General features: G+C 71.7%; 25 protein-coding genes and 1 pseudogene. 8 read left to right on the forward strand and 18 right to left on the reverse strand.

What is annotated here, in order from left to right:
• Positions 1–188, reverse strand: a pseudogene (locus AB0I83_RS30845) (cardiolipin synthase B); the annotation flags it as partial.
• A 90-nt stretch (positions 189–278) separates the two neighbouring features.
• Positions 279–1,823, reverse strand: coding sequence for a helix-turn-helix domain-containing protein (locus tag AB0I83_RS30850; protein WP_363306993.1), 1,545 nt, complete (start codon positions 1,821–1,823; stop codon positions 279–281).
• 367 nt (positions 1,824–2,190) lie between these two features.
• On the opposite strand from AB0I83_RS30850, the gene AB0I83_RS30855 reads away from it, so the two are divergent.
• Positions 2,191–2,934, forward strand: coding sequence for a DUF4232 domain-containing protein (locus tag AB0I83_RS30855; RefSeq protein ID WP_363306994.1), 744 nt, complete (start codon positions 2,191–2,193; stop codon positions 2,932–2,934).
• Between the two features lie 226 nt (positions 2,935–3,160).
• Positions 3,161–3,916 (forward strand): DUF4253 domain-containing protein, encoded by a 756-nt coding sequence (locus AB0I83_RS30860; protein ID WP_363306995.1) that lies wholly within the window; start codon positions 3,161–3,163, stop codon positions 3,914–3,916.
• A 30-nt stretch (positions 3,917–3,946) separates the two neighbouring features.
• Here AB0I83_RS30860 and AB0I83_RS30865 read toward each other — a convergent pair whose 3' ends face one another.
• Complete coding sequence (locus AB0I83_RS30865; protein WP_363306996.1) at positions 3,947–5,041, reverse strand: winged helix DNA-binding domain-containing protein; 1,095 nt, start codon at positions 5,039–5,041, stop codon at positions 3,947–3,949.
• A gap of 49 nt (positions 5,042–5,090) precedes the next feature.
• Positions 5,091–5,513, reverse strand: coding sequence for a VOC family protein (locus tag AB0I83_RS30870; protein ID WP_356537794.1), 423 nt, complete (start codon positions 5,511–5,513; stop codon positions 5,091–5,093).
• Positions 5,514–5,660: 147 nt separating this feature from the next.
• On the opposite strand from AB0I83_RS30870, the gene AB0I83_RS30875 reads away from it, so the two are divergent.
• The 3 genes from AB0I83_RS30875 to AB0I83_RS30885 all read left to right on the forward strand — a co-directional run bounded on the left by AB0I83_RS30875 (position 5,661) and on the right by AB0I83_RS30885 (position 8,464).
• Complete coding sequence (locus tag AB0I83_RS30875; RefSeq protein ID WP_363306997.1) at positions 5,661–6,668, forward strand: WYL domain-containing protein; 1,008 nt, start codon at positions 5,661–5,663, stop codon at positions 6,666–6,668.
• Positions 6,669–6,899: 231 nt separating this feature from the next.
• The gene (locus AB0I83_RS30880; RefSeq protein WP_356537798.1) at positions 6,900–7,307 is read left to right on the forward strand and encodes a YciI family protein; all 408 of its coding nucleotides are present in this window, start codon (positions 6,900–6,902) and stop codon (positions 7,305–7,307) included.
• Positions 7,308–7,315: 8 nt separating this feature from the next.
• A complete protein-coding gene (locus tag AB0I83_RS30885) occupies positions 7,316–8,464 on the forward strand; it encodes a DUF6596 domain-containing protein (protein WP_363306998.1) in 1,149 nt (382 codons plus the stop codon).
• 318 nt (positions 8,465–8,782) lie between these two features.
• On the opposite strand, the gene hemB is transcribed toward AB0I83_RS30885, so the two are convergent.
• From hemB to AB0I83_RS30915, 6 genes are all read right to left on the reverse strand, one after another.
• Entirely contained in the window at positions 8,783–9,778 is a 996-nt protein-coding gene (gene hemB / locus AB0I83_RS30890; protein WP_356537800.1) for a porphobilinogen synthase, read from the reverse strand.
• 133 nt (positions 9,779–9,911) lie between these two features.
• A complete protein-coding gene (locus tag AB0I83_RS30895; protein WP_356844192.1) occupies positions 9,912–11,579 on the reverse strand; it encodes a bifunctional uroporphyrinogen-III C-methyltransferase/uroporphyrinogen-III synthase in 1,668 nt (555 codons plus the stop codon).
• Positions 11,576–12,562: a hydroxymethylbilane synthase gene (gene hemC / locus AB0I83_RS30900; RefSeq protein ID WP_356537803.1), complete on the reverse strand. Its 987-nt coding sequence runs from the start codon at positions 12,560–12,562 to the stop codon at positions 11,576–11,578. Before hemC ends, AB0I83_RS30895 begins: the two co-directional genes overlap by 4 nt.
• Complete coding sequence (locus AB0I83_RS30905; protein WP_363306999.1) at positions 12,559–14,052, reverse strand: glutamyl-tRNA reductase; 1,494 nt, start codon at positions 14,050–14,052, stop codon at positions 12,559–12,561. The genes hemC and AB0I83_RS30905 overlap by 4 nt, the downstream gene beginning before the upstream one ends.
• A complete protein-coding gene (locus tag AB0I83_RS30910) occupies positions 14,049–14,837 on the reverse strand; it encodes a redox-sensing transcriptional repressor Rex (RefSeq protein ID WP_356537807.1) in 789 nt (262 codons plus the stop codon). The genes AB0I83_RS30905 and AB0I83_RS30910 overlap by 4 nt, the downstream gene beginning before the upstream one ends.
• A 286-nt stretch (positions 14,838–15,123) precedes the next feature.
• Positions 15,124–15,399 carry a glutaredoxin family protein gene (locus AB0I83_RS30915; RefSeq protein ID WP_356844194.1) on the reverse strand — a complete coding sequence of 92 codons (276 nt, stop codon included), beginning with the start codon at positions 15,397–15,399 and terminating at the stop codon, positions 15,124–15,126.
• A gap of 136 nt (positions 15,400–15,535) precedes the next feature.
• Between AB0I83_RS30915 and AB0I83_RS30920 the strand changes: the two genes are divergently transcribed.
• The 3 genes from AB0I83_RS30920 (at position 15,536) to AB0I83_RS30930 (ending at position 19,096) form a co-directional block, all read left to right on the forward strand.
• Positions 15,536–16,477 carry an HAD-IB family hydrolase gene (locus tag AB0I83_RS30920; protein WP_363307000.1) on the forward strand — a complete coding sequence of 314 codons (942 nt, stop codon included), beginning with the start codon at positions 15,536–15,538 and terminating at the stop codon, positions 16,475–16,477.
• Positions 16,478–16,911: 434 nt separating this feature from the next.
• Complete coding sequence (locus AB0I83_RS30925) at positions 16,912–17,691, forward strand: ECF subfamily RNA polymerase sigma factor, BldN family (protein ID WP_356537810.1); 780 nt, start codon at positions 16,912–16,914, stop codon at positions 17,689–17,691.
• A 208-nt stretch (positions 17,692–17,899) separates the two neighbouring features.
• The gene (locus AB0I83_RS30930; protein ID WP_363307001.1) at positions 17,900–19,096 is read left to right on the forward strand and encodes a DUF5667 domain-containing protein; all 1,197 of its coding nucleotides are present in this window, start codon (positions 17,900–17,902) and stop codon (positions 19,094–19,096) included.
• Positions 19,097–19,164: 68 nt separating this feature from the next.
• Here the strand turns inward: AB0I83_RS30930 and AB0I83_RS30935 are convergent, their stop codons facing one another.
• From AB0I83_RS30935 to AB0I83_RS30970, 8 genes are all read right to left on the reverse strand, one after another.
• Positions 19,165–20,214, reverse strand: a complete 1,050-nt coding sequence (locus tag AB0I83_RS30935; protein ID WP_363307002.1) for a lysophospholipid acyltransferase family protein — start codon at positions 20,212–20,214, stop codon at positions 19,165–19,167.
• A gap of 16 nt (positions 20,215–20,230) precedes the next feature.
• Positions 20,231–21,301, reverse strand: coding sequence for an NAD-dependent epimerase/dehydratase family protein (locus tag AB0I83_RS30940; RefSeq protein ID WP_363307003.1), 1,071 nt, complete (start codon positions 21,299–21,301; stop codon positions 20,231–20,233).
• Between the two features lie 237 nt (positions 21,302–21,538).
• Positions 21,539–21,637 (reverse strand): AURKAIP1/COX24 domain-containing protein, encoded by a 99-nt coding sequence (locus AB0I83_RS30945; protein ID WP_003948845.1) that lies wholly within the window; start codon positions 21,635–21,637, stop codon positions 21,539–21,541.
• Positions 21,638–21,747: 110 nt separating this feature from the next.
• Entirely contained in the window at positions 21,748–21,960 is a 213-nt protein-coding gene (locus tag AB0I83_RS30950; protein ID WP_326629376.1) for a helix-turn-helix domain-containing protein, read from the reverse strand.
• 127 nt (positions 21,961–22,087) lie between these two features.
• Positions 22,088–22,903, reverse strand: coding sequence for a phosphatase (locus AB0I83_RS30955; protein ID WP_363307004.1), 816 nt, complete (start codon positions 22,901–22,903; stop codon positions 22,088–22,090).
• A gap of 76 nt (positions 22,904–22,979) precedes the next feature.
• Positions 22,980–24,152 (reverse strand): acetoin utilization protein AcuC, encoded by a 1,173-nt coding sequence (locus AB0I83_RS30960; RefSeq protein ID WP_363307005.1) that lies wholly within the window; start codon positions 24,150–24,152, stop codon positions 22,980–22,982.
• The gene (locus tag AB0I83_RS30965; RefSeq protein WP_363307006.1) at positions 24,121–25,326 is read right to left on the reverse strand and encodes an MFS transporter; all 1,206 of its coding nucleotides are present in this window, start codon (positions 25,324–25,326) and stop codon (positions 24,121–24,123) included. The genes AB0I83_RS30960 and AB0I83_RS30965 overlap by 32 nt, the downstream gene beginning before the upstream one ends.
• A 42-nt stretch (positions 25,327–25,368) precedes the next feature.
• Complete coding sequence (locus AB0I83_RS30970) at positions 25,369–26,016, reverse strand: HAD family hydrolase (protein WP_363307007.1); 648 nt, start codon at positions 26,014–26,016, stop codon at positions 25,369–25,371.
• Between the last annotated feature and the right edge of the window lie 113 nt (positions 26,017–26,129).

Here is a 26,129-nt window from a genome sequence, read left to right on the forward strand (position 1 = left end):
GCGCCACGGATGGCACCCAGCATCGCGGCGAAGATCTGGTCACCGTTGCGCAGCGGGACGACCTCGTTGCCCTCGGTCGCCGCGATCCCGATCAGTCGTTCCAGCCGTCGGCGCAGGCGCAGGGTGCGCTCGGCGTACTGTCCGTCGGGTCTCCCGCTCACGGGCCTCTCGTCTGTGCGGCTGGTCATCTTTCCCCTGCTCCTCCGATGGCGGTGGGCGGGCGACGACGACGCCGGCCCCTCGTGCTCCGGAACCTCTCGTACCCCGTGGCGGGCCGCTCACATGTCCGTGAGCTCCCACTGGGCGATATCGGGACGGTAGCGGTACTCCGGCCGCGCCGTGACGCTGCTCGTACGGAACGGCCTGCCCCCGTCGTCGATCCTCGCCGTTCCGCTCCGTCCACCGCTGGTCCATGCCAATTCCAGGTACCAGCTGACGTCGTGGCCCTCCACGTGGGCGTCCAGGTGGAACACCTCCACATCGGTCGAAGTCACCTGGTACGGAAAGTCCTTCGCGGGGACGACCACGTCGCCGTCCGTGCCGGCGACCGGCTCCGTCCGGGGCCGGCCGTCGTCCAGGTCGATATCGAAGGACTGCGGCGTGATCCCGCCCCCGCAACCGGTCCCCATGGAGTACGCCGACCTGGCGAGCGCCGGATTCCGGGCCAGGACCCGCACGTTCAGACCGGTCAGCACGACCGCTTCCTCCGACGTCCCCTGGAGGGTGAGCGCGAGCCTCATGGCGCCTCCGTCCACCCCGCCGAGCGCTTTCGCCCAGCCCCGGGTGTCCTGCGGCGCGGGAGGCGGCGGTACGTCGTCCGGCTCCTGGTCGAGCAGATAGAGCTGCCCGCACGGCTCCTCCCAGTTGTACGAGCTGATGGTGGCGTTCACGGGGACGCCACCGCTCTCCGCGTCGCCTCCCTTCCCCTCCGTCGCGCGGGGTGACGCGGAGGGCCCGGTGGCGGAGGGCCCGGTGTCGGGGCGGCCGGTGGCAGGGCGGCCGGCGGCGGGGGCCGACAGCCCCGAGCGGTTCGCCTCGGCGAGGGGGCTCACGCCCTCGGCACCGCTCGGCACGAAGGGCGCAGACGTATCGCCGACACGCACGCCGTCGGACGCCTCCTCCCTCGTGAGCCCGTGAAGGCCCACGGCCGCGGGGACGGTGAGCGCCACGAAGGCCAGGGCGGCGAGGAAGGCGCGTGGCCTGGCGGTCCGGAGTCGCCCGGAGGCCCTGGGGCGGCGCCCCGCGGGTGTCACGTCCCCCGTCGTGCCCTCGCCCGCGGACGCAGGTTCGGGTGGCGTGTCCGGTCGGGACCCGGCGGCCTCTTTGGACCCGGCCTCTTTGGACCCCGCCTCTTCGGGTCCGGTCGTTCCGGTTCGATCCTCCGCTTCGGGCCGGGATACCGGCTCCGCTTCGGACTCCGGCCGGTCCCTCGTCGCCGCGTCGCCGTCAGGTCCTGCCGCGGGTCCGGGCTCGGCAGACCCGGCGTGGTCCGGACCGCCGCCCCCGGCTGCCCCCGCCGGCTCCGGAGCGGTGCCCGCCCCTGCCTCCGGCCGCCGCGCGCCCCGCCTCTTGGCCTCGTCGGCCAGGATCCACTTCCGGTGCAGCGCCACCGACTCGCCGGGGCCGGCCCGGCACACCCGCGCGAAGCGCTCGACCGGCGCGTAGTCGGCCGGCACGGCGTCGCCGTTGCAGTACCTGTGGACCGTCGACGTGCTCATGTGCAGCTTCCGGGCGAACGCCCCGTAGCTCAGCCCGGACCGCTCCTTCAGCCGCCGGAGCTCTGCCGCGAAGTCCTGGATCTCCGTACCCACTCGGACCGTCATCTCCCTCTGCTCCGTCCCGGAACGGCATTCCAGGAGGGTCACGTCTCAGCAGGTCAGAGCCCATTTGACCGTTCCGGCGTCCCGAGTCTGCCGGCATCCGTTGCCGCCGGGATCCAACCCGCCACAGGATGTGGCCAGACCGCCGAACACCACCTCGTCAGCCCGGAGGCGCAGTGCGGACCTTTCGTGAACTCAGCCTGACGGACGTCGTCGCCGCAGGAGTGCTGATCGCCTCCACGGCAACCCTCGTCACTCTCCTGTGGCACCTCTGACCGCTCCTCATTGTCCAGTACACCCAGCACCGCCCGGCACGCCCAAGCGGCGCAACGGGCAGGACCGAACCTTTCCGAACGGGGAGAACCACCTGATGGGCACCCTTCGCTTCAGCCACGCGGCCCGTACCACCGCCCTGGGCACGGCGGCACTCGTCGCCGCCCTCTCGCTGACCGCCTGTCAGGACGGCGGCCAGGCCGCGGCGGGATCCTCCGCAGCGGCTTCCGACACCCCGTCCCCCCAGCCCCCGGCCGCCACCGGCACACCGGCGGACCAGGGCGACGAGAAGCCGGAGTCCGGCTCCACCGCGGATTCCGGTTCGGACGCCGACAGCGGTTCCGTTTCCCGCCCGGCCGATGCCGAGCACGCCGCGGACAGGCGGCAGGGCGGCGGAAAGGGAGACGGCCCCGTCACCCGGGCGTGCGACGGCGGCAACTCCAAGGTGACGCTCACGCCCGTGCCCCGCCCCGTCAACCACATGCTGCTCACCGTGACCAACACCGGCTCGGAGGCGTGCAACGCCTATCACCACCCCTTCCTGCGGTTCGGCGAGGCACAGTCCACCCCGCCGGTCCAGGAGGACAGCAAGCCGCAGGCCGTCGTCACCCTGAGCCCGGGACAGTCCGCCTACGCGGGCGTCACGACCTCCTCCGCCGACGGAAGCGGCACGGGCGGCTACTCCACCAAGAGGCTGACCGTGAGCTTCCAGGGCCGCGAGGGCGGCGGCGGCTCCTCCGGCCCGTCGAAGAACGTCCCGCTCGGCAAGGCCGTGTACGTCGACAGCACGCTGAGCGTGACCTACTGGCAGACCGACATGAACGACGCCCTCATGTACTGACCACTCGAATCGCGGACGGACGTGACACCGCGGAACAGGTGCCACGCCCTCCCCGACGGCGGGCGCCGGCCCGCGCACACCGGCGCCGGCCGCATCCGCGCTCCGGGAAGCCCGAGGGCCCACCCGCACCGTCACCCCGACCCGGTCGGCCTTATCCGCCTTCGCGGCCCTTCGTAGCCCGGAGCCGAACCCGGCGTTGTCAGTGACGGCTCCTAGAGTCCCCTGTATGGCGACGCTCCCGAATCCCCTGCCCCTGCTGGCCCTTCCGCCGGGCACGCTCGTGGACACCACGATCGACGACCCGTGGCGAGAGCCCCTTCTCTGGTACGCCGACGAGTACGCGAAGCCGGGCGACTGGGCCAGGCTGCGGGCCGCAGGCCGGCCACTCGGTCTGCTCCCGCTGCTGGTGGACGGCGGGCACCGGGACCAGTGGCCCGAGGACTGGGACCTCGACCCGGCCGGGACCTCGTATCCGGGTGACCACGAAGTCGAGGACGTCCTCGCCGAGTTCTGGGAGGAGTGCGCCTCCGAAGAGCTGGAGGACGGGGCGGAGTGGCCCGGCCTGGCGCCCGCCCCGTCCGGTGGCTCGCCCGAGACGCCGGACGAGCTGGCCGCCGAGATCGCCGACCAGCTCACGGAGAACATGAGGACGGCGCTCGTGCCCGCGCGGCGCAGCGCCGACATACCCGCGGCCATCGGCTGGTCGGGCCCGCTCAACCACGAGAACGACGTGGCCCGGCTCTGCGCCGTGCTGCGCTCCTGGGAGGACCGCTTCGACATCCGCGTCGTGGCGCTCGGCTTCGACACCATGACCGTGTCCGTGGGCCGGCCTCCCACCACCCGGGCGGAGGCACGGGCACTGGCTGCCGAGCACTTCGCGTTCTGCCCGGACAACATCGACGCGGCCCCGCCGAACGGCCTCGCCGAATACGCCGAGAAGTACCTCCTGGGTCAGGAGACGTGGTCGTTCTGGTGGGACTGAGCAGGAGCCGGAGCACGCGTGCGCGGTCGCTCACCCCTCGGTGACGCGTACGCCGTCGGACTCACCGCCGGACAGGAACGACGCCAGGCTCCCGCCCTCCTCCACGACGGCGGCCCGCTCGGCGCGGGTCAGTCCGCGCAGCGGGCTGACGGCCACCGTGCCCGCGTCCACGGTCCAGGTGCCACGGACGCGGCCGTCGACCAGCACCACCCGCGCCCCTTCGACCGAGAGGCCGCGGTGGCCGTCGTCGATGATCCGGCCGCGGTCGTGGTAGCCGAGGACCGCGTTGTCGAACGCCGGCAGGAACCGTACGGGCGCGGGAGTCGCGGGGTCGGGGCGCGGTGCGTCGGGCAGGTCGAGCAGCTCACGGCCGCGCTCGTCGCGGAAGGCGATCAGCTCCCCCCGCACGGCCGCCACCGCCGCGGGCAGCCCGGCGAGACCGCACCAGGCGCGCAGGTCCGCCGACGCGGCGGGCCCGAAAGCGGCCAGGTAGCGGCGTACCAGCGCCGCACCCACCGGGTCCGTGCCGTCCGGAGCGGGAGGGGCGGGCTCCCGGCCCAGCCAGTGGGCGAGCGGAGTGTTGCGTACCCCCGCCTTCACACGCCACAGCCCGCGCGGCGGCGTCTGGGCCATCGGGACGAGGGCGGCGACCACCATCTCGCCCAGCGCCCTGCGGCCCGGGGCGGGCCACCGGCCGACGAGGGCGGCGGCGATCTCGGTCATCGTGCGCGGCTCGCCGTCGGAAGTCACCGCCCGGGCGGCGGAGGCGAGTTCGCCGAGGTCCACCCCGTCGAGCTCACGGCGGTAGGTACCCAGGACCCTTTGGCGCAGCATCGGTTCGTGCCTGGCCCGCCAGGCCAGGACATCGGCCGCGGTGACGAGGTGGACGGTGCGCCGCATCAGGTGGGTGCGCACCACGGTCCGCCCCGTCAGCAGTCCGTCCAGTGCCGCCGGATCGAACCCGCGCAGTCGTGACCACAGCCCGGTGAACGGCTCCTGCGGCTCCTGTGCCTGGAGGCCGCACAGATGTGACACGGCGTCGGACGGCTTCATGTCCGCACGCTCCAGGAGCAGTTGCCTGGCCAGCGTCGCCCGGTTCAGTGCGCGGCTGTCGAGGACGGTCACGGGATCCTTCCTTCCGCCGTCGCCGCGGGGACCAGAGGTGCGGACCGCCTCACCCGTTCTCTCCGCTCGCGACGTCCAGGACCCACACGACGCCGTAGCGGTCCTCGAGCATTCCGTGGAGCGGCGCCCACCGGGCGGGTTCCAGCGGCTGCACGACGGTCGCCCCGACCGACAGCTTCTCCCAGTGGTCGGACACCTCCCGTGTGGTCCCGCAGCGCAGGGACACGAAGAAGGAGTTCACTCCACGGTCCCACGGCAGCTGCGACGGCACGTCGTAGGCCATGACGCGGAATCCGTTCTCCGCGGCCACCTGGCCCCACACCACCTGGTCGGGCCCGGCGGGATTCCGGGTGTCCCCCGCTTCCTCGTACGAGACGACGGCCAGGTCACCGCCGAACACGGAGTGGTAGAACCCGAGCGCGGCGCGGGCGTCTCCCCGGAAGTTCAGATGGGTCACCGAGGTGACGGACATGGGTGGCTCCTGGCATTGGAAGTCGGATGGACCGATACGGGGAGGGCGCTCGTGAGCGGCAGGGGTGCCGCACCTGGCCGCCCCCGGGAACCACCCTCACAGGGGTAGCGGACAGGATGTGTCCGCTGCATCGGGGACCATGGCGTCATGCCGAAGACCTCAGCCCGACTGCTCGCACTGCTGTCCCTGCTGCAGGCCCGCCGGGACTGGCCGGGGGCGCTGCTGGCCGAGCGGCTGGACGTCAGCTCGCGCACCGTGCGCCGTGACGTCGGCCGGCTGCGCGAACTGGGCTACCCGATCGCGGCCTTCAAGGGCCCGGAGGGCGGGTACCGGCTGGAGGCCGGCGCCGAACTCCCCCCACTGCTGTTCGACGACGAGCAGGCCGTCGCACTGGCCCTCGCCCTCCAGGTCGTCACCACGAGCGGCGCCGGGGTCGAGGAGGCCGCCGCGCGCGCACTGAACACTGTCCGCCAGGTGATGCCCGCGCGTCTGCGCCACCGGGTCGACGCCCTGAAGGTCACCGCCGTCGAACGGACCGCCACCGGACAGGGTGCCCAGGTCGGCAGCGGCACCCTGACGGCACTCGGCAGCGCGGTCCACGCCCGCGAGGTCCTGCGATTCGACTACGCCGCCCCCGTGGGCGACCGGGCCGACCACCCGCCGCGACGGGCCGAGCCCCACCACCTCGTCACCTGCGCCGGGCGCTGGTACCTCGTCGCCTGGGATCTCGACCGCGACGACTGGCGCACCTTCCGCGCCGACCGGATCACCCCGCGCGTCCCCACCGGCCCGCGGTTCTCCGCGCGCGAGGTGCCCGGCGGCGATGTGGCGGCGTTCGTGGCCGGCAGGTTCCGGGGGGCCGGAACCCCCGGCGACCATCCCTGCCGGGGCGAGGTGATCCTCCACACGGCCGCCGCCTCGGTGGCCCCCTACGCCCTCGACGGGATCGTCGAGGAACTCGGCCCGGACCGCTGCCGGCTCGCCCTGGGCGCATGGTCCTGGCACGGCCTGGCCGCCACCATCGGCAGGTTCGACGCCGCGATCGAGGTCGTCGGCCCGGCGGAACTGACCGCCGCCTTCGCACACCTGGCCCGTCGCTACGCCGACGCGGCCTCTGCGGACCGGCCCACCGGGACCGCGTCGGTGAGCCCATGAGACCCGCGGGGCCGAGTGAGCCCGGAGCGGCCGGTGGTGAGAGCGCCGGGGCGGCCCTCGCGGTACGCGCCGGACAGGAATCCCGAGGCCGGCGGCGGCCAGGTCACTGCCGGAGCGGGCCCGGTCAAGAAAACCCGAAAAGAATCCGCCGGGGATGTCGAGAACCCGCGTCCAGCTCCGTCCCCGGGGTGAACGCGGCCACAATGGGCCGCACCAGCGAGGAGGAACACGATGGCCAAGTACCTGCTGCTCAAGCACTACCGCGGCGCTCCGTCCGCCGTCAACGACGTACCCATGGACCGGTGGACGCCGGAGGAGATCTCGGCCCACATGAAGTACATGAACGACTTCGCCGCCCGGCTGGAGAAGACGGGCGAGTTCGTCGACGGCCAGGCCCTCGCCCCCGAGGGAGCATGGGTGCGCTACGACGGCGAGGGACGCCCGCCGGTCACCGACGGACCGTTCGCGGAGACCAAGGACCTCATCGCCGGCTGGATGATCATCGACGTCGACAACCACGACCGTGCCGTCGAGCTCGCCGGGGAGCTGTCGGCCGCCCCCGGTGCGGGCGGGAAGCCGATCCACGAGTGGCTCGAGGTGCGCCCGTTCCTGACCGCGCCGCCCACCGTCACGGAGTGACCTCGTCGATGGACGAGACCCTGCTGAGAAGCCTCACACCGAGCGTGCTCGGGATCCTCGTCCGCCGCGGAGCAGACTTCGCGGCGGCCGAGGACGCCGTACAGGAGGCGCTCGTCGAGACGCTCCGCGACCGGCCCGCCGACCAGCCGCGGGATGCCAAGGGCTGGCTGGTCACCGTGGCCTGGCGCAAGTTCCTCGACGCGACGCGGGCCGACGCCGCCCGTCGCCGGCGCGAGGACCGTGTCGACATGGAGCCGGCGCCCGGGCCCGCGCAGGGCCTGGACGACACACTCCAGCTCTACTTCCTCTGCGCCCACCCGTCGCTGACGCCGTCGTCCGCGGTCGCGCTCACACTGCGCGCCGTCGGCGGGCTGACCACCCGCCAGATCGCCCAGGCGTATCTGGTGCCGGAGGCGACCATGGCGCAGCGCATCAGCCGGGCCAAGCGCACCGTCTCCCAGGTGCGTCTCGACCGGCCAGGCGACGTCGCCACCGTGCTGCGCGTCCTCTACCTGGTCTTCAACGAGGGCTACTCCGGTGACGTCGACCTCGCCGCCGAGGCCGTCCGGCTCACCCGGCAGCTCGCGGCCGCGATCGACCACCCCGAGGTGGCGGGGCTGCTCGCCCTCATGCTCCTCCACCACGCCAGGCGCGCGGCCAGGACTGCACCCGACGGAAGCCTGGTACCGCTCGCCCAGCAGGACCGCGCCCGGTGGGACACCGGGTCGATCACCGAGGGCGTCGGGATCCTCCAGGCGGCTCTCGCCCGCGACCGGCTGGGCGAGTTCCAGGCCCAGGCCGCCATCGCGGCACTCCACGCCGACGCACCCCGCGCCGAGGAGACCGACTGGGTGCAGATCGTCGAGTGGTACGACGAACTGGCCCGCCTGACCGACAACCCGGTCGTCCGGCTCAACCGCGCGGTCGCCGTCGGGGAGGCCGACGGGCCGCGCGCAGGCCTGGCGGCGCTCGCGGCGCTCGACGCCTCACTGCCCCGCCACACGGCGGTGGCGGCGTACCTCCACGAGCGCGACGGCGACCTGGCGAAGGCGGCACGGCTGTACGCCGAGGCGGCCCACAAGGCAACCGATCTCGCCGAGCGCGACCACCTGACGCGCCAGGCAGCCCGGCTCAACGCAGATGTCAGGGGGACCTGAGCATGTCGCGCAACCCCGCGACGCAGGTACGCACATCCCGTTCGGCGGGGAGGCCGACGGCGGCTTCCCGCACCTCCCGACCGGGCAGCCGACAGGGTCGGCAGAGGCCGTCGCGCAGGGCCTCCGGGCGCCCCGGCGCTCCGCACCCGGTGCACTCCGTCATCGCCCCGGGGACCTGGGCGGCCGGCTCGTCCCGCACGGGAACCGGCGGTACGTGGGGCGGGATCTTGTCGGCGAGGCGGCGTCGGACCACGAGTGACCCGGCGTCCCGGAGCTCGGCCCCCGAGCGCCGGGACCCGAGCGGCGGGCCCGCGGGCCTCAGCGTCCGAGCCGCTGCGCGACCTCCGTGGCCCAGTACGTCAGGATCATCCGCGCGCCCGCGCGTCGGATACCCGTCAGGCTTTCCAGGATCGCCGCGTCCCGGTCGATCCAGCCCTTCTCCGCGGCGGCCTCGATCATCGCGTACTCGCCGCTGATCTGGTACGCCGCGACCGGCACGTCCACCGCGTCGGCGACCTTGGCCACGATGTCCAGGTACGGGCCGGCCGGCTTGACCATCACCATGTCGGCGCCCTCCTCCAGGTCCAGCGCCAGCTCCCGAAGCGACTCGCGGATGTTCGCCGGGTCCTGCTGGTACGTCTTGCGGTCGCCCTTGAGCGAGGAGCCGACGGCCTCACGGAACGGGCCGTAGAACGCCGAGGAGTACTTCGCGGTGTAGGCCAGGATCGACACGTCCTCGTGGCCCGTCTGGTCCAGCGCGTCGCGGACCACACCGACCTGGCCGTCCATCATCCCGCTGGGTCCCACCACATGGGCGCCGGCGTCCGCCTGGACCTGGGCCATCTCGGCGTACCGCTCCAGGGTCGCGTCGTTGTCGACACGGCCGTCATCGGTCAGCACCCCGCAGTGGCCGTGGTCGGTGTACTCGTCCAGACAGAGGTCGGACATGATCACCAGATCGTCGCCGACCTCTTCACGCACCGCGCGCAGACCGGCCTGGAGGATGCCGTCCGGGTCGGTGCCCGCCGTACCCCGGGCGTCTTTCTTCTCGTCCAGCGGGACACCGAAGAGCATGATCCCCGAGACGCCCGCCGCGACCGCGTCCACGGCGGCCTTCCGCAGCGTGTCCAGCGTGTGCTGCTGCACACCCGGCATGGCCGAGATGGCGACCGGCGCGTCGATGCCCTCGCGCACGAACGCGGGCAGGATCAGGTTCGCCGGGTCGAGCCGGGTCTCGGCGACCATGCGCCGCATGACGGGGGTCGTCCGCAGCCGGCGGGGGCGCGAGCCGGGGAAGTTTCCGTAATCGGTCATCCTTCGAGACTAGACCCGCACACATCACCGGTTTACCGACAGCCCAGCCGGAAAAACAGGCCGGACCACGGGCAGGGGCCCGGTCGCTCCGCGAAGAAGCGACCGGGCCCCGCACACGATCCGTCGACGACCCTCAGGTCGTCGTCCTGCGACGCCGCGCACCCGGGCGCCGCTCGCTCGGCCGGGTCACCGGGTCACCGGCCTCCTTGGCCGCGTCCCGGCGCTGCGCGCCGAAGTCGGCCAGCGCCTGGGCCAGCTTGTGCACCGACGGCTCCGGGGACAGCACGTCGACCCGCAGGCCGTGCTCCTCGGCGGTCTTCGCCGTGGCCGGACCGATGCACGCGATGACCGTCACGTTGTGCGGCTTGCCCGCGATACCGACCAGGTTGCGGACGGTCGAGGACGAGGTGAAGAGCACCGCGTCGAAGCCGCCGCCCTTGATCGCCTCCCGGGTCTCGGCCGGCGGCGGCGAGGCGCGGACCGTGCGGTAAGCGGTGACGTCGTCGACCTCCCATCCCAGCTCGATGAGCCCGGCCACCAGGGTCTCCGTCGCGATGTCCGCACGCGGCAGGAACACCCGGTCGATCGGGTCGAAGACCGGGTCGTACGGCGGCCAGTCGTCCAGCAGACCGGCGGCCGACTGCTCGCCGGACGGCATCAGGTCGGGCTTCACACCGAAGTCGACGAGCGCCGCACCGGTCTGCTCACCGACGGCCGCGACCTTGATCCCGGCGAAGGCACGGGCGTCGAGCCCGTACTCCTCGAACTTCTCCCGCACCGCCTTCACCGCGTTGACCGAGGTGAAGGCGATCCACTCGTACCGGCCCGTGACCAGGCCCTTCACCGCACGCTCCATCTGCTGGGGCGTACGAGGCGGCTCGACTGCGATCGTCGGAACCTCGTGCGGCACCGCGCCGTAGGACCGCAGCTGGTCGGAGAGCGACGCCGCCTGCTCCTTCGTACGCGGCACGAGCACCTTCCACCCGAACAGCGGCTTGGACTCGAACCACGCGAGCTGGTCGCGCTGGGCAGCGGAGCTGCGCTCCCCGACCACGGCTATGACCGGCAGGTGCCCCTCCGGGGAAGGGAGGACCTTCGCCTGCTTCAGCACCTGGGCGATCGTTCCGAGGGTCGCCGTCCAGGTGCGCTGGCGCGTCGTCGTACCGGCGAACGTGACCGTGAGCGGAGTGTCGGGCTTGCGGCCCGCCGAGACCAGCTCACCGGCGGCCGCGGCCACCGAGTCGAGCGAGGCCGACACGACCGCGGTCGCGTCACTCGCCCCGACCTCGGACCAGCAGCGGTCCGAAGCGGTACGCGCGTCGACGAAGCGCACATCGGCACCCTGCCCGTCACGCAGCGGCACACCGGCGTACGCCGGCACACCGACGGCGTTCGCGATACCGGGCACGACCTCGAAGGGGACGCCCGCGGCGGCACAGGCGAGCATCTCCGCACCCGTGTCACCGTCCAGGCCGGGGTCGCCCGCGACGGCACGAACGACCCGCCTGCCGCCCTTCGCTGCCTCCATGACAAGATTGGCGGCGTCCCTGAGAACGGGCACTCCGGCGGGTGTTGACGCCACGTCAACAACCGTCATCTCAGGTGTGCTCACCCCTGCCCGCGCATGGCAGCGGACGACGTCCAGAACCTCGGGTTCCGCGACAAGGACGTCCGCGCTCGCAAGCGCCTCGACGGCGCGCAGAGTCAGCAGTCCCGGGTCGCCGGGACCGGCGCCGAGGAAGGTGACATGCCCTGAGGACAGGACAGGGAAGTCGGATACGACAGGGCCGGTGGGGCTCAAAGTGCTCGCTCCCCCATAAGACCGGCCGCACCCTTGGCAAGCATCTCGGCCGCGAGCTCGCGACCGAGGGCCGCCGCGTCGTCGTGCGACGTGGGGACGGGACCGGTGATGGACAGCTGCACCAGGGAAGCGCCGTCGGTGGAACCGACGACACCGCGCAGGCGCAGTTCGTTGACAACCTGCCCGTCGGCCAGGAGGTCGGCCAGCGCACCCACAGGTGCGGAGCATCCGGCCTCCAGGGCGTTGAGCAGGGCGCGCTCGGCGGTCACGGCGACCCGGGTGTACGGGTCGTCGAGCTCGGCGAGGGCTGCGGCGAGGTCCGCGCTGCTTTCAGCGCATTCGATCGCCAGTGCTCCCTGACCGGGAGCGGGCAGGACGGTGTCGACCGGCAGGAAGTCGGTGACCTCGTCCGTGCGTCCGAGGCGGCTGAGTCCGGCGGCGGCGAGAACCACCGCGTCCAGCTCCCCGCTTCGTACGAAACCGATGCGCGTATCGACGTTGCCGCGGATCGCGACGGTCTCTATCTCGAGGCCGTGCGAGCGGGCGTACGCGTTCAGCTGCGCCATGCGGCGCGGCGAGCCGGTGCCGATGCGGGCACCGGGCGGCAACTGCTCGAAGGTCAGCCCGTCCCGCGCCACCAGCGCGTCACGCGGATCCTCGCGCGGCGGCACCGCGGCCAGGACGAGAGCGTCGGGCTGCGTGGTCGGAAGGTCCTTGAGCGAGTGGACGGCGAAGTCCACCTCGCCGCTCAGCAGCGCCTCGCGCAGGGCCGCGACGAACACGCCGGTCCCGCCGATCTGCGCCAGCTGCTCCCGGGAGACGTCCCCGTACGTGGTGATCTCGACGAGCTCGACGGCACGCCCGGTCACCTCGCGGACCGCTTCGGCGACCATGCCGGACTGCGCCATGGCCAGCTTGCTGCGCCGGGTGCCCAGCCGTAGCGGTGGTGGTGTCTCCCCACCCAGGGGTGAGTTGTCGGTCATGACCGCCCTCTATTCGGGTCGTTCAGGTCTGCCCGGGAGACGGCGGCCACCGTCTGCGGGTCGAGGTCGAAGAGTTCCCGCAGCGCGTCGGCGTATCCGGCACCGCCGGGCTCGCTGGCGAGCTGCTTGACCCGCACGGTGGGCGCGTGCAGGAGCTTGTCGACGACGCGGCGCACGGTCTGGGTGATCTCGGCGCGCTGCTTCTCGTCGAGGTCGGGGAGGCGGCCGTCGAGCCGCGCGATCTCGCCCGTCACCACATCGGCGGCCATGGTGCGCAGGGCGACCACGGTCGGAGTGATGTGGGCGGCGCGCTGGGCGGCTCCGAAGGCGGCGACCGCGTCGGCGACGATGGTGCGCACCTGGTCCACATCGGCGGCCATCGGGGCGTCCGCGGACGCCTCGGCGAGCGACTCGATGTCGACGAGGCGCACACCGGCGACGCGGTGCGCGGCTCCGTCGATGTCACGCGGCATCGCGAGGTCCAGCAGGTGGAGCCGGGCGGGGCCGTCGACCGGCAGGCGCACCGGCACCCGGCGTACGGCCCGGTCCTGGGCGGCGGCCGTGGCGGAACCGTTCTCCACCCACGCCGCGTGCTGCTCCAGCTCGTCGGGCGCGGCGGCGACGGGGGCCGAGGGCGCCTGCGCCGCCGAGTCGAAGTCGACGCCGAGCGCACCGGCGACGGCCTCGGCGGTGAGCACGAGGCCCGTCGCCCCGGTACAGGAGACGACCACGTCTGCACGTGTCAGTTCGTCCGTGACACCGGCCATCTCCACGGCCCGGGCCGCCGGGACGCCGGCCTGGCCGAGGATCTCGACGAGCCGGTCCGCGCGTGCCCGGGTCCGGTTGGCGACGACGATCTCCTCGACACCCGCACGGGCCAGCGTGGCCGCCGCGAGCGAGGACATCGAACCCGCGCCGATCACCAGGGCGCGCTTGCCGGACGCCCACTCGGGGACATCGGCGCCGTCGGCCAGCTGCTCCAGACCGAAGGTGACGAGCGACTGCCCGGCCCTGTCGATCCCGGTCTCGCTGTGGGCGCGCTTGCCGACCCGCAGGGCCTGCTGGAAGAGGTCGTTCAGCAGGCGTCCCGCTGTGTGGAGCTCCTGTCCCAGCGCGAGCGCGTCCTTGATCTGGCCGAGGATCTGGCCCTCGCCGACGACCATCGAGTCCAGCCCGCAGGCCACCGAGAAGAGGTGGTGGACGGCGCGGTCCTCGTAGTGCACATAGAGATAAGGAGTGAGCTCGTCCAGACCCACGCCGCTGTGCTGGGCGAGCAGGGTGGACAGCTCGGCGACACCCGCGTGGAACTTGTCCACGTCCGCGTACAGCTCGATGCGGTTGCAGGTGGCCAGGACGGCCGCCTCGGTCGCGGGCTCCGCGGCGAGCGTGTCCTGCAGAAGCTTCGTCTGCGCCTCGGCCGCGAGCGACGCCCGTTCCAGGACGGACACGGGGGCGCTGCGGTGGCTCAGCCCTACGACGAGGAGACTCATGCCGGCATCACCGCAGGCATGTCCCCATCAGGCCCCTTGCGGCCGCCGGGAGTGGCGCGCATCGGCGGCGCACCGGCGTCGGAGTCGCCGTCCGCGGTCGCCCTGCCGTCGGCGGCGGCCTCCTCACCGGCCTTGCGCTGCTCGTGGAAGGCGAGGATCTGGAGCTCGATCGAGAGGTCGACCTTGCGCACGTCGACACCGTCGGGCACGGAGAGCACCGTCGGCGCGAAGTTCAGGATGGAGGTCACACCGGCGGCGACGAGGCGGTCGCAGACCTGCTGGGCCGCGCCGGGCGGAGTGGTGATGACGCCGATGGACACACCGTTGTCGCTGATGATCCGGTCCAGGTCGTCGGTGTGCTGGACGGCGATCCCGGCCACGGGCGTGCCCGCCATGGCGGGGTCGGCGTCGATCAGGGCGGCGACCCGGAAACCGCGTGAGGCGAAACCGCCGTAGTTGGCGAGCGCGGCGCCGAGGTTACCGATGCCGACGATCGCGACCGGCCAGTCCTGGGTGAGCCCCAGCTCGCGGGAGATCTGGTAGACGAGGTACTCGACGTCGTACCCGACACCACGCGTGCCGTAGGAGCCCAGGTAGCTGAAGTCCTTGCGCAGCTTCGCGGAGTTGACCCCCGCGGCCGCGGCGAGTTCCTCGGAGGAGACCGTGGGAACCGAGCGCTCGGAGAGCGCCGTGAGTGCGCGGAGATACAGCGGAAGCCGGGCGACGGTGGCCTCGGGAATTCCTCGGCTACGGGTCGCCGGTCGGTGAGTTCGGCCAGTTGCCACGGTGCTCCTGCGGGATGAGCGGGGCTGCAGGCGGTCGTATGTCCTATGACCGCCCCGTCGACAGCAGGCTATGTCTTTGTGAACGCGTGCACAAAGATGGTGTCCGTTTTGTCCGGTCAAAGTGACCGGGGTCACGCATATTCCCTGCGCACCCCCGGAACCGGGGACGACGTCGGTCCGTTGCGGGCCCGAAGGGGGCAAGACGGTACACACTCCTCATGTCCACGCCCCCGAGACCACTCAAAACGCCCATGATGTTAACCGGGTTTCACGCGGGAATCCCCCCTCACGCACCAAGGGCCTTGCGCAGCCGCGCCGGATCGACCCGCCAGAAGGTGTGCTGTTCGCCGTCGACCAGGACCACCGGGATCTGCTCCCAGTACTCCGCGTACAGCTCCTCGTCCCGCGTGATGTCCTTCTCCACCCACGACGCACCGGTCTCCTCGCAGACGGCGCCCACCACCAGCCGGGCATCGTCACAGAGGTGACAGCCGGGCTTCCCCACCAGGGTCACCACCCGGTCCGCGGGCTTCTTCCTCGCACGACGCAGCAGAGCACTCATACCTTCATTCTGCTCCTCCCCCGGACCCCGCCCACGGACCTCGCGACCACCCGTTCGACACCCCGGCCCCGGAGAGTTCACCCCGGCGTATCCCGCCGGGTCGGGAACAGCCGAACAGAATGGCTATGCTCACGACATGGCCGCACTTGGATGGCTCACCCCCCGCAGGCGCCCCGCCACGGCACGCAGCGTGCTCGCAGGCGAGGCGGCAGCCGAGGCAGCACAGAAGTCGGCGCTCACCACCGGCGCCGAGGAGCAGCCGGCCCCCTCCGCGGAGGACCGCGAGCCCCCGTTCCCGGTGGCAGGCGACGACCGGGCAGCAGCCTTCTTCGACCTCGACAACACCGTCATGCAGGGCGCCGCGATCTTCCACTTCGGCCGCGGCCTGTACAAGCGCAAGTTCTTCCAGCGCCGCGAACTCACCCGGTTCGCCTGGCAGCAGGCCTGGTTCAGGCTGGCCGGGGTCGAGGACCCGGAGCACATGCAGGACGCCCGCGACAGCGCCCTCTCGATCGTCAAGGGCCACCGCGTCTCCGAGCTGATGTCCATCGGCGAGGAGATCTACGACGAGTACATGGCCGACCGCATCTGGCCCGGCACCCGCGCCCTCGCCCAGGCCCACCTCGACGCCGGCCAGAAGGTGTGGCTCGTCACGGCCGCCCCGGTGGAGACAGCCACCATCATCGCCCGGCGCCTGGGCTTGACCGGCGCCCTGGGCACGGTCGCCGAATCGGTCGACGGCGTCTACACCGGCCGGCTGGTCGGCGAACCCCTGCACGGCCCGGCGAAGGCCGAGGCGGTACGCGCGCTGGCGGCGGCCGAGGGCCTGGACCTGGAGCGCTGCGCCGCGTACAGCGACTCCCACAACGACATCCCGATGCTGTCCCTGGTCGGCCATCCGTACGCGATCAACCCGGACACCAAGCTCCGCAAGCACGCCCGCGCCCTGGACTGGCGGCTGCGCGACTACCGCACCGGCCGCAAGGCCGCCAAGGTCGGCATCCCCGCGGCGGCGGGCGTCGGCGCCCTGGCCGGCGGCACGGCGGCGGCCGTGGCCCTGCACCGCCGCCGCCGCTGACCCTTCGCCCGCCCCCGTACCCCTTCGTCCACCCGTTCGGGCCGGACGCCGGTTCCGCACGCCCCGGACACCCCGCTCCGGGGGCTCCGGCACACCCCCGGAGCGGCGCGCCGGGGTACTTACGGCCAATCGGGAGCGGAACCACGGGCACGGACACCCATCGCTCCGGCCAGTCGCGTTGCGTTCCGACGACCACAACCCGTCGCCCCCGCATGCAGTTCTCGAAGGAATTCGATCAATAAACAGTCACGATGTGCGACTCGAACCGTCACTTAGAGGTTACGGAAGCGACGTAATCGATGATTTGAGCAACTGGGTGTAGCACGGCCTGTACGAAGCGTTATTCTCCTCAGACGCACAAAGAGCCCGCCACCCGCTACCACGAGTGACGGAATTGAACTGCACGTGATGGAAGCTCTGCCTCTGGGAGTCCCGTGTACCCACACGTCGGGGTTGACACCTCGGGCCTGGCTACGCTCCGCGCAACGGTCGCCGACCGCCTGCGCGGTTTCGTCCCCACCGCGTACGCCGTCCCCCAATTTGCCACCCCTGTACCTGCCGGCCCTTGTTACGCCCTGGCCGAACGCGGCGCGGCCGTAGGAAGACGCAGCACCCGCGGTGCCACCGCCGCCACGCCCGCCGTCCGCCGGCCCACAGCCGACAGCGACAGCGCGCGCATGATGGATCTCGTCGAGCGCGCGCAGGCAGGTGAGGCCGATGCCTTCGGCCGCCTGTACGACCAGTACAGCGACACCGTGTACCGGTACATCTACTACCGCGTGGGAGGCAAGGCGACAGCGGAGGACCTCACCAGCGAGACGTTCCTGCGCGCACTGCGCCGTATCTCCACCTTCACCTGGCAGGGCCGCGACTTCGGCGCCTGGCTGGTCACCATCGCCAGGAACCTGGTCGCCGACCACTTCAAGTCCAGCCGTTTCCGACTGGAAGTGACCACCGGCGAGATGCTCGACGCCAACGAGGTCGCCCGGAGCCCGGAGGACTCCGTCCTGGAGTCGCTCTCCAACGCCGCGCTGCTCCAGGCCGTACGCCGCCTCAACCCGCAGCAGCAGGAGTGCGTCACGCTGAGATTCCTGCAGGGTCTCTCTGTCGCCGAGACCGCCCGCGTGATGGGAAAGAACGAGGGCGCGATCAAGACCTTGCAGTACAGAGCCGTGCGCACGCTCGCACGACTGCTGCCGGACGACGCCCGCTGAGGTCACCATCCGTGACGTGTGCGTGACACACCGATCGGATCATCTTTCGTCCGTAACCCATCTGCCGCGCCGCTCGTTGTGCCGGATGCAGGCCCCCTGTCGCCGCACCAGACCGTTTCCACCCGCTCGATCGTGTGGAACGCCTCCGGTGGGCAACCTTCCGGACCCTCAGGGGAGTCGACCGTCATGACGAGAGGAGGTGCCGCCAGTGATCGCAAACGTTTCGGCACACCGGCGGGCGAACGCCTTCGCCCAGGCCCTGGAGGAGCAGTCCCCCCAGGGTGCGGCGGCCGTACAGCCCGAGGACCCGGCCCAACCGGCCGACCACGGAACGCTGTTGGCCCTGGCGAACGGCCTCGGCGAGCTACCGGAGCCTCAATTCGATCCCGAGGTCAAAGTGGTGCAGCGAGCCCAGCTCGTCGCGGCCATGGAGACCATGTTCGCCGAAGGCGGTGCGTCCACGGGCCCTACGGTGCCAGAACAACGGAACAAGGGAGCGCACCGGGCCTCCCCGATCCGGAGGCTGCGTCCCCGCTCCCGCTGGGCGAAGGGCCTCACCGCGGGCGGACTCACGGTCGGTGTGGCCGCGGGAGCGTTCGGCGGAGTGGCCGCTGCCAGTTCCGACGCCCTGCCCGGTGACTCCCTCTACCCGCTCAAGCGGGGCATGGAGGACCTCAGCCTCGGCATGGCCGACAGCGACGCCGACCGGGGCGAGGTCTACCTCGACCAGGCCTCGACCCGACTCGGCGAAGCCCGCCGGCTCATGGAGCGGGGCCGGGCGGGCGCCATGGACCACGAGTCGATCGGCCAGGTCAGGCGCGCGCTCGACGGCGTGACGCACGACGCCACCGAAGGCCACCGCCTGCTCCACTCCGCCTACCGGCGCGACGGCTCCATCGGCCCCATCCAGACCCTGGACACCTTCTCCCGCTCGCACCGCGCGGGCTGGAGCAGCCTGCGCGACCGGCTGCCCGTCCAGCTGACCGACGTCGGGGCGAAGGTCAGCTCCGTGTTCGACGCGATGGACGAGGAGGTCGCCCCGCTCAAGTCCCTGCTGCCCCGCACCCCGGGCACCGACAGGGACGCCCCGCCCGCCGGCTCACCGCAGGACGACCGGGGCTCGAAGGCGCCCGGCCGCACAGCGCCCTCCTCCTCCGCCGCACCCGACGACAGCGCGTCCACGAGCACCCCGCCGAAGCCCTCAGGCTCCGGCAGCAGCTCGGGCGACGGACTGCTCGACGGGGGCGCGGACGGACTGCTGGACGACCTCCCGACGGACGGCACCACCCCGTCGTCCCCGGGCGGCACCTCCGGCTCCTCCCCGGCACCGGACGTCACCCTGCCGCCCCTGCTCCCGGGCCTGCTGCCCGGCCTGGGAATCGACGGCGAGGACGTCGAGCCGTAGGGAACAGCCGCATCGCACACGTGGTGGGGGCGCCCTGACCGGGCGGCCCCACCACGTGTGCCCGGCGGTCAGAAGAAGACCGAACGGCGCTGCACCAGCAGCTTGTACAGCGTGTGCTGGATCTGCTCCCGCACCTGGTCCGTCAGGTTGAACATCAGCATCGGGTCCTCCGCGGCCTCGGGCGGATACCCGTCCGTGGGGATCGGCTCCCCGAACTGGATCGTCCACTTCGTCGGCAGCGGCACCATCCCGAGCGGCCCGAGCCACGGGAACGTCGGCGTGACCGGGAAGTACGGGACCCCCAGGACGCGCGCCAGCGTCTTGGAGTTGCCGATCATGGGATAGATCTCCTCCGCGCCCACGATCGAGCACGGCACGATCGGCACACCCGCCCGGAGCGCCGTCGAGACGAACCCGCCCCGCCCGAAGCGCTGCAGCTTGTAGCGCTCACCGAACGGCTTGCCGATGCCCTTGAAACCCTCCGGCATCACACCGACGACCTCACCACGCTGCAGCAGCCGCTCCGCGTCCTCCGCGCACGCCAGCGTGTGCCCGGCCTTCCTGGCCAGCTCGTTGACCACCGGGAGCATGAACACGAGGTCCGCGGCGAGCAGCCTCAGATGGCGCCCGGCCGGATGGTTGTCGTGCACCGCGACCTGGAGCATCAGCCCGTCGAGCGGCAGCGTCCCGGAGTGGTTGGCCACGATGAGCGCACCGCCGTCCGACGGGATGTTCTCGATGCCCTTCACCTCGACCCGGAAGTACTTGTCCGCGAGCGGCCGGAGCACCGACATGAGGACCTGGTCGGTCAGCTCCTCGTCGTAGCCGAACTCGTCGACGTCGTAGTCACCCGTGAGCCGGCGCCGGAGAAACGCCAGTCCGCCCGCGACACGCCGGTCCCAGCCGCCCCCCTGACCCTCGCCCTCGCCCCGGGGGGCCGCACCGGCGGCCTCTGCGGCCCCCTCCGGCAGCTGCCCGCCCGGCAGGGTGCTCACGGGCGCAGGGCCGGACGCCGCGGGCACCTGGACCCGGCCGCCGCCCGGCAGCACCCCTCTGCGCCGCGCCGCGCCTGAGCGCGAACGGTCGTCGTCGAACGGAATGACCTTGGCGTCCGCCATCGTCGGTCGCGCTCCTCTACCTGGCGCCGTGCGTCGAATGTGTCGTACCGGCCGGTCCCCCGGCGAGCGGCAGCTCGGCGAGCCTGCCGACCGCCCTGCCCACCCGGTCGGGAGGCAGCAGACCCGCCCCCAGGCTCCGCGCGAACTCCGTGAACGTCTCGGCGGTGGTGAACTCCGGGCGGAAACCGAGGGTCTCGCGCATCTGCACGGTGGAGACCACCCTGCCGTGGGTGAGCAGCCGGATCTGCTCGGGCGAGAAGTCGGTCATACCGATCGTACGGAGCGCCGACCCCACCCAGGTGACGGCCGGCAGCAGCAGCGGCACGGTCGGCCGCCCGAGACGCCGCGAACACTGCGAGAGCAGCAGCACCCCGTCGCCCGCGATGTTGAAGGTGCCACTGTTCAGCGTCCCGCGCCGGGGTTCGCCGGCGGCGATCTCCAGTACGTCGACGACGTCGTCCTCGTGCACGAACTGGAGCCGGGGGTCGTAGCCGAAGACCGTCGGCAGGACCGGCAGCGCCAGATAGTCGGCGAGGGGCGAGTCCGGCTCGGGGCCCAGGATGTTCGCGAACCTCAGCACGCACACCGCCACGTCCGGCCTGCGCCGCGCGAAGCCGCGCACGTATCCCTCGACCTCCACCGCGTCCTTGGCGAAGCCGCCGCTGGGCAGGGACTTGGGCGGCGTCGTCTCGGTGAAGACCGCCGGGTCACGCGGGGCGGAGCCGTAGACGTTCGTACTGGACTTGACCACCAGCCGCTGGACGGTCGGGGACTTCTGGCAGGCACCGAGCAGCTGCATCGTGCCGATGACGTTGGTCTCCTTGACCGTCGTCCGCCCGCCCCCGCCGGATGCCTTGGCGGAGACGTCCAGATGGACGACCGTGTCGACGGCACGCTCGGCCAGGATCCTGGCGATCCCCGACTGCCTGATGTCCGCCGCGACGAACTCTGCGTCACCCAGCTGGTGCGAGGGCGCGACCGCGTCCACGGCGATCACCCGGTCCACGCCGGGGTCGCGTTGGATTCGCCGCACGAAGCGGCCGCCCAGCTGCCGGGCCGCGCCTGTGACGAGCACGATCTTCCCCAAGATCCGCGCCTTCCGTCGTTGGTTCACCGAACGGGGTCTTCCCCTGGCCGTCACCGTAGCCGGTGGATGTTTCCCTGTGACGACCCCAGGCGGGCTTTACCGAACCGATGGCGGGAATACCACCGGAAGCGCACAACACCGACACCGTGGTCGCGCCCGGAACACCCGTCCCCGAAACGCACGGAGGCCCTCCCACCGGAACGGTGGGAGGGCCTCCGAATCACGAACCGCGTTCGCCTACTTCTTGTTGCGACGCTGAACGCGAGTGCGCTTGAGCAGCTTGCGGTGCTTCTTCTTGGCCATCCGCTTACGCCGCTTCTTGATAACAGAGCCCACGACTACCCTCGCTCACTTCTTCTTCACTGGTGCGGGGCGTCTGGGCCCACACGACCTACGTCGGCCTAGCCTACCCGCCACCGGGTGAGGGACGTAATCCGAGGGCGACGTCAGGCCGACTGCACCCCCACGAAGGACTCACGAAGGTACTCGTGAACCGCCTGCTCCGGTACCCGGAAGGACCTTCCCACCCTGATCGCGGGCAGATGACCGCTGTGCACCAAGCGGTACACGGTCATCTTCGACACCCTCATGACCGAGGCGACTTCCGCCACGGTCAGAAACTTGACCTCGTTGAGAGGCCTCTCGCTGCCAGCAGCCATGACCCACCTGTACCTTCCGCACGAGACGCGCACCGGCTTCCCCTCCGGTGACTCTTCGTCGTTGTGCGCTCACTCCCCAGATTAGGGGCGGGTGATACGAGTGGGGAAGAGGGAGACCATCGGCCGCCTACTGTGACAGAGCAGCCCGATTGAGCACATACCGCGCGAGAGGCCGGTAGTGGTCGGACCGCACGGCGTCGTCGACCGGAACGGCGACGGACACCCGCCCCTCCGCCTCACCCACGAACAGCGCGGGGTCGTCCGTGTCGGCCAGGCCGATGGCCTCGATGCCCAGCTGACCTGCACCGCAGACCCACCCGTGGTCCCCGACCACCAGCTCGGGCAGCACCCCACGGGCCCCCACGATCTCCTCCAGCACCGCCCTGACCGGCAGCGGCGAGTGGGTGTGCGCGCCGGTCGCACTCCCGGGGACACGCACGCCCGGTTCGCGCACCAGCGCGACACCCCGTACGTAATCGATGCTGTACGTGCGTACGCCGAACCGGGTCGTTATGTCGACACATCGCCCCTGCGCGGGAGTGAGTACGAGGCACCCGGCCGCCGACAAGGCGTCTGCCAGACCCGAGTAGAACCCGAGCAGCCGGTGCGGATGCCCCGTACCGAACAGCACGGGAGCGCCCCTCCGCGCCGCCCCGGCGAGCCGCTCCCCGAACGCGCCCAACGCCACCAGCGTCCGCTCCGGATCGATCACATCAGGACCCGAGACATGGCCGGGATCGTCCGAGACCCCGCACTTCTCCGCCATCAGCTCCAGCAGATCGCGCTCACCCCAGGAACGCTCGGGATCGAGCCCGAGCAGAACCCGGGGATCACGCGCGGCGAAAAGCCGATAACTCCGCAGGCTGGTCTCCCGAGGCGTGGCCACGGGGCCGGCGAGCCGGGCCGCCAGCAGATGAGCGCGCAGCGCTCCGGTGCTCAACACACTCCCGATGCTCCCGCACCGGCAGCGCCCACGGGCCAAAACCCGGACTGTGCACCACCGTTGGCGTAACCGGGCCTCAGGTCAGCAGCCCTCGCAGGGGGAACACCGACCGCCGCGTCGCCAGCACCGCCTGGTCCAGCCGGTCCGCCGGGTCGTACCCGTCCTCCCACGGCTTCCACGAGGGCGTACGGCCGTCCGTCATACGAGCCGGCCCGGACTGCCGCGTACGGGCGTAGGCCTCCTCCCGCCACGACGACGGGATCACCGACTGCGGATCCACCGGCGCGTGGGCGGCGATCCCCACGAGATGCGTCCAGGACCGCGGCACCACGTCCACCACCGCGTAACCGCCCCCGCCGAGCGCCACCCACCGGCCGTCCTCCGCACAGGAGTGGGCCAGATCATGACAGGCCGTCATGACGGCCCGCTGCGCGTCCAACGACACCGCGAGATGGGCCAGCGGATCCTCGAAATGCGTGTCGGCACCGTGCTGCGTCACCAGGACCTGCGGCCGGAAGTCCGCCAGCAGCTCCGGCACCACCGCGTGGAACGCCCGCAGCCACCCCGCGTCACCCGTACCCGCCGGCAGCGCCACGTTCACCGCACCACCCGCACCCGCACCGTCACCGGTCTCCTCCGGCCACCCGGTCTGCGGGAAGAGCGTGCGCGGGTGCTCGTGCAACGACACGGTCAGCACCCGGGGGTCCTCCCAGAACGCGGCCTGCACGCCGTCGCCGTGGTGGACGTCCACATCCACGTACGCCACCCGCTCGGCACCCAGTTCGAGGAGCCTGGCGATGGCGAGTGCCGGGTCGTTGTACACGCAGAAACCCGAGGCGCTCCCGGGCATCGCGTGGTGCAGCCCTCCGGTGAAGTTCACCGCGTGGGCGGTCTCACCCCGCCACACGGCCTCCGCGGCACCCACCGAGAGCCCGGCGATGCGCGCGGACGCCTCGTGCATCCCGGCGAAGGCGGGATCGTCGACGGTCCCCAGCCCGTACGCCGCGTCCGCGGCCCCCGGATCCGCGGACGCGGCCCGGACGGCCGCGACGTAGTCCTCACGGTGCACCAGCCGCAGCGTCGAGTCCCCGGCCGACCTGGCGGACCGGACATCGACCGCGCCATCGAGGCCGAAAGCCCGCACCAGCCCCATCGTCAGCGCGAGTCTGACCGGGTCCATCGGGTGCCCTGCCCCGAAGTCGTACCCCGTCACTGCCTCATCCCACATCAGCCGCGCGCGCCCGCTCATGCCCGCCACCGTATCGGGCGGGCTCCACGCCGAACGACCGGGCGTACACAAGCGTCGCCAGCACCAGGACCATCGGGACGAGCATCGCGCCCCGATAGCTCCACGCGTCCCCCAGCGCACCCACGAGCGGCGACCCCACGAGGAAGCCCACGTAGTTGAAGACGTTCAGCCGGGCGACCGCCACATCGCTCGCACCCGGGAACATCCGGCCGGCGGCGGCGAACGTCTGCGGAACGATCACACAGAGCCCCAGCCCCAGGAGCGTGAAGCCGAGCATCCCCCACCAGGCCGCCGGGGCCACCGCCACCACCGCGAACCCCACCGCGGCCAGCACACTCCCACCCCGCACCACCGCCACGGCACCGAACCGCCGCACCCCCAGGTCACCCACCGCCCGCCCCAGCAGCGTGGTCACCATGTAGACGTTGTAGGGGACGGTCGCGAGCTGCTCCGACCCGCCCAGCACGTCCTGCAGGTACTTCGCGCTCCAGTTGGAGACCGTCGAGTCACCGATGTACGCGAACGACATCACCAGGCAGAGCGGCATCAGCAGCTTGAACGGCACGGACGCCCCCCGGCCGCCGGGCTCCACCGCCGGCCCGTCGGAACCGGCCCCGCCCTCCGTGTACCAACGGCTCCCGATCAGGACCACGGGCAGCAGGACCACGACCGCCGGCAGGTAGGACACCAGCAGCGACAGGTCCCAGTGCGCCCCGGCCCAGGCCATGGACGCGCCGGCGATACCACCGAGGCTGTACGCGGCGTGGAACCCCAGCATGATGCTGCGCCCGTACGCCCGCTGAAGGCTGACACCCATCATGTTCATCGACGCGTCCAGCGCACCGACGGCCAGCCCGAACACTCCCAGCGCGAGAGCCACCTGCCACACCTCGCCACCGGCGCCCACACCCAGCAGCGCCAGCATCACGACGGGCTGCGCCCACCTGAGCACGACCCCGGGCCGCACCCGCGCGACCAGCTTCTCGGTGGCCACACTGGCGACCCCCGCGAGGACCGGGACCGCGGCCAGGAAGACCGGCAGCAGCCCGTCGGATATCCCGTACCGGTCCTGGATGGCCGGGATACGCGTCACGAGCAGGGCGAAAGCCACCCCTTGCACCAGGAAGCTCAAGGCAAGGGACGCTCTGCCGTACCGCAACCGCGCATCCGTCATGGCCGCGAGCGTAGAGCCAGGAACTACTCCTGGGTAGATCGGTCAGGCGAGCAGTTTGGGGAGTTGCGACATGTCCGAGAAGTGACCGGTGACCCCGACGAGCCGGTCCGCCGGCATCATCGACGTGAATCCGTACACGTCCATGCCTGCCGCCTTGGCCGCCTCGACCCCGAGCGGGCTGTCCTCGATCACGACACACCGCTCGGGGGCGACACCCATGCGTTCCGCGGCGTGCAGGAACAGGTCCGGGGCGGGCTTTCCCCGGCCCACGTCCTGGGAGCTGAAGATCCACTCATCTTCGAACCACTGGTCGAGCCCGGTGTTCATGTGCCCGGCGGCGATCTTCTGGTGGCTCCCGGACGAGGCGACGCAGTACGCCACTCCGTCGGCGACGAGCCCGCCCAGCAGTTCGTGGACTCCGTCGACCGCGGCCAGCCGCTCCTGCTGGAACACGGTGAGGGTCCGCCGGTGGAGCTCCTCGTCGAAGTCCGCGGGCAGCTTCTGGCCGGTCCGCTCCTCCACGAGGTCGTGCACCCGGTGGATGGCGGCCCCCATGTAGTCGCGGAGGGACTCCTCGTACGAGGTGGGGTGGCCGAGCTCGGTGAGGTAGCCGGCCAGGACGGTGTTGGAGATCGGCTCACTGTCGACGAGCACGCCGTCGTTGTCGAAGATGACCAGTTCGTAGCGCATGGTTCGACACTAGACGCTCGGAACGCAGAAAAGCCCCGTGCCACAAGGGCACGGGGCTTTCCCGGAATAATTGTTCGGCGGCGTCCTACTCTCCCACAGGGTCCCCCCTGCAG

The sequence above is a fragment of the Streptomyces sp. NPDC049970 genome, assembly GCF_040660235.1.
GTDB lineage: Bacteria > Actinomycetota > Actinomycetes > Streptomycetales > Streptomycetaceae > Streptomyces.

What these genes read in the sequence shown, in the direction of transcription:
- AB0I83_RS30920 (WP_363307000.1), top strand. Translation starts at nt 15,536, where the DNA reads ATGGCCGCACTTGGATGGCTCACCCCCCGCAGGCGCCCCGCCACGGCA.
- AB0I83_RS30905 (WP_363306999.1), bottom strand. Translation starts at nt 14,052, where the DNA reads ATGAGTCTCCTCGTCGTAGGGCTGAGCCACCGCAGCGCCCCCGTGTCC.
- AB0I83_RS30855 (WP_363306994.1), top strand. Translation starts at nt 2,191, where the DNA reads ATGGGCACCCTTCGCTTCAGCCACGCGGCCCGTACCACCGCCCTGGGC.
- AB0I83_RS30880 (WP_356537798.1), top strand. Translation starts at nt 6,900, where the DNA reads ATGGCCAAGTACCTGCTGCTCAAGCACTACCGCGGCGCTCCGTCCGCC.
- AB0I83_RS30970 (WP_363307007.1), bottom strand. Translation starts at nt 26,016, where the DNA reads ATGCGCTACGAACTGGTCATCTTCGACAACGACGGCGTGCTCGTCGAC.
- AB0I83_RS30950 (WP_326629376.1), bottom strand. Translation starts at nt 21,960, where the DNA reads ATGGCTGCTGGCAGCGAGAGGCCTCTCAACGAGGTCAAGTTTCTGACC.
- AB0I83_RS30885 (WP_363306998.1), top strand. Translation starts at nt 7,316, where the DNA reads ATGGACGAGACCCTGCTGAGAAGCCTCACACCGAGCGTGCTCGGGATC.
- AB0I83_RS30850 (WP_363306993.1), bottom strand. Translation starts at nt 1,823, where the DNA reads ATGACGGTCCGAGTGGGTACGGAGATCCAGGACTTCGCGGCAGAGCTC.
- hemC (WP_356537803.1), bottom strand. Translation starts at nt 12,562, where the DNA reads ATGACCGACAACTCACCCCTGGGTGGGGAGACACCACCACCGCTACGG.
- hemB (WP_356537800.1), bottom strand. Translation starts at nt 9,778, where the DNA reads ATGACCGATTACGGAAACTTCCCCGGCTCGCGCCCCCGCCGGCTGCGG.
- AB0I83_RS30870 (WP_356537794.1), bottom strand. Translation starts at nt 5,513, where the DNA reads ATGTCCGTCACCTCGGTGACCCATCTGAACTTCCGGGGAGACGCCCGC.
- AB0I83_RS30935 (WP_363307002.1), bottom strand. Translation starts at nt 20,214, where the DNA reads ATGGCGGACGCCAAGGTCATTCCGTTCGACGACGACCGTTCGCGCTCA.
- AB0I83_RS30965 (WP_363307006.1), bottom strand. Translation starts at nt 25,326, where the DNA reads ATGACGGATGCGCGGTTGCGGTACGGCAGAGCGTCCCTTGCCTTGAGC.
- AB0I83_RS30860 (WP_363306995.1), top strand. Translation starts at nt 3,161, where the DNA reads ATGGCGACGCTCCCGAATCCCCTGCCCCTGCTGGCCCTTCCGCCGGGC.
- AB0I83_RS30915 (WP_356844194.1), bottom strand. Translation starts at nt 15,399, where the DNA reads ATGAGTGCTCTGCTGCGTCGTGCGAGGAAGAAGCCCGCGGACCGGGTG.
- AB0I83_RS30875 (WP_363306997.1), top strand. Translation starts at nt 5,661, where the DNA reads ATGCCGAAGACCTCAGCCCGACTGCTCGCACTGCTGTCCCTGCTGCAG.
- AB0I83_RS30960 (WP_363307005.1), bottom strand. Translation starts at nt 24,152, where the DNA reads ATGAGCGGGCGCGCGCGGCTGATGTGGGATGAGGCAGTGACGGGGTAC.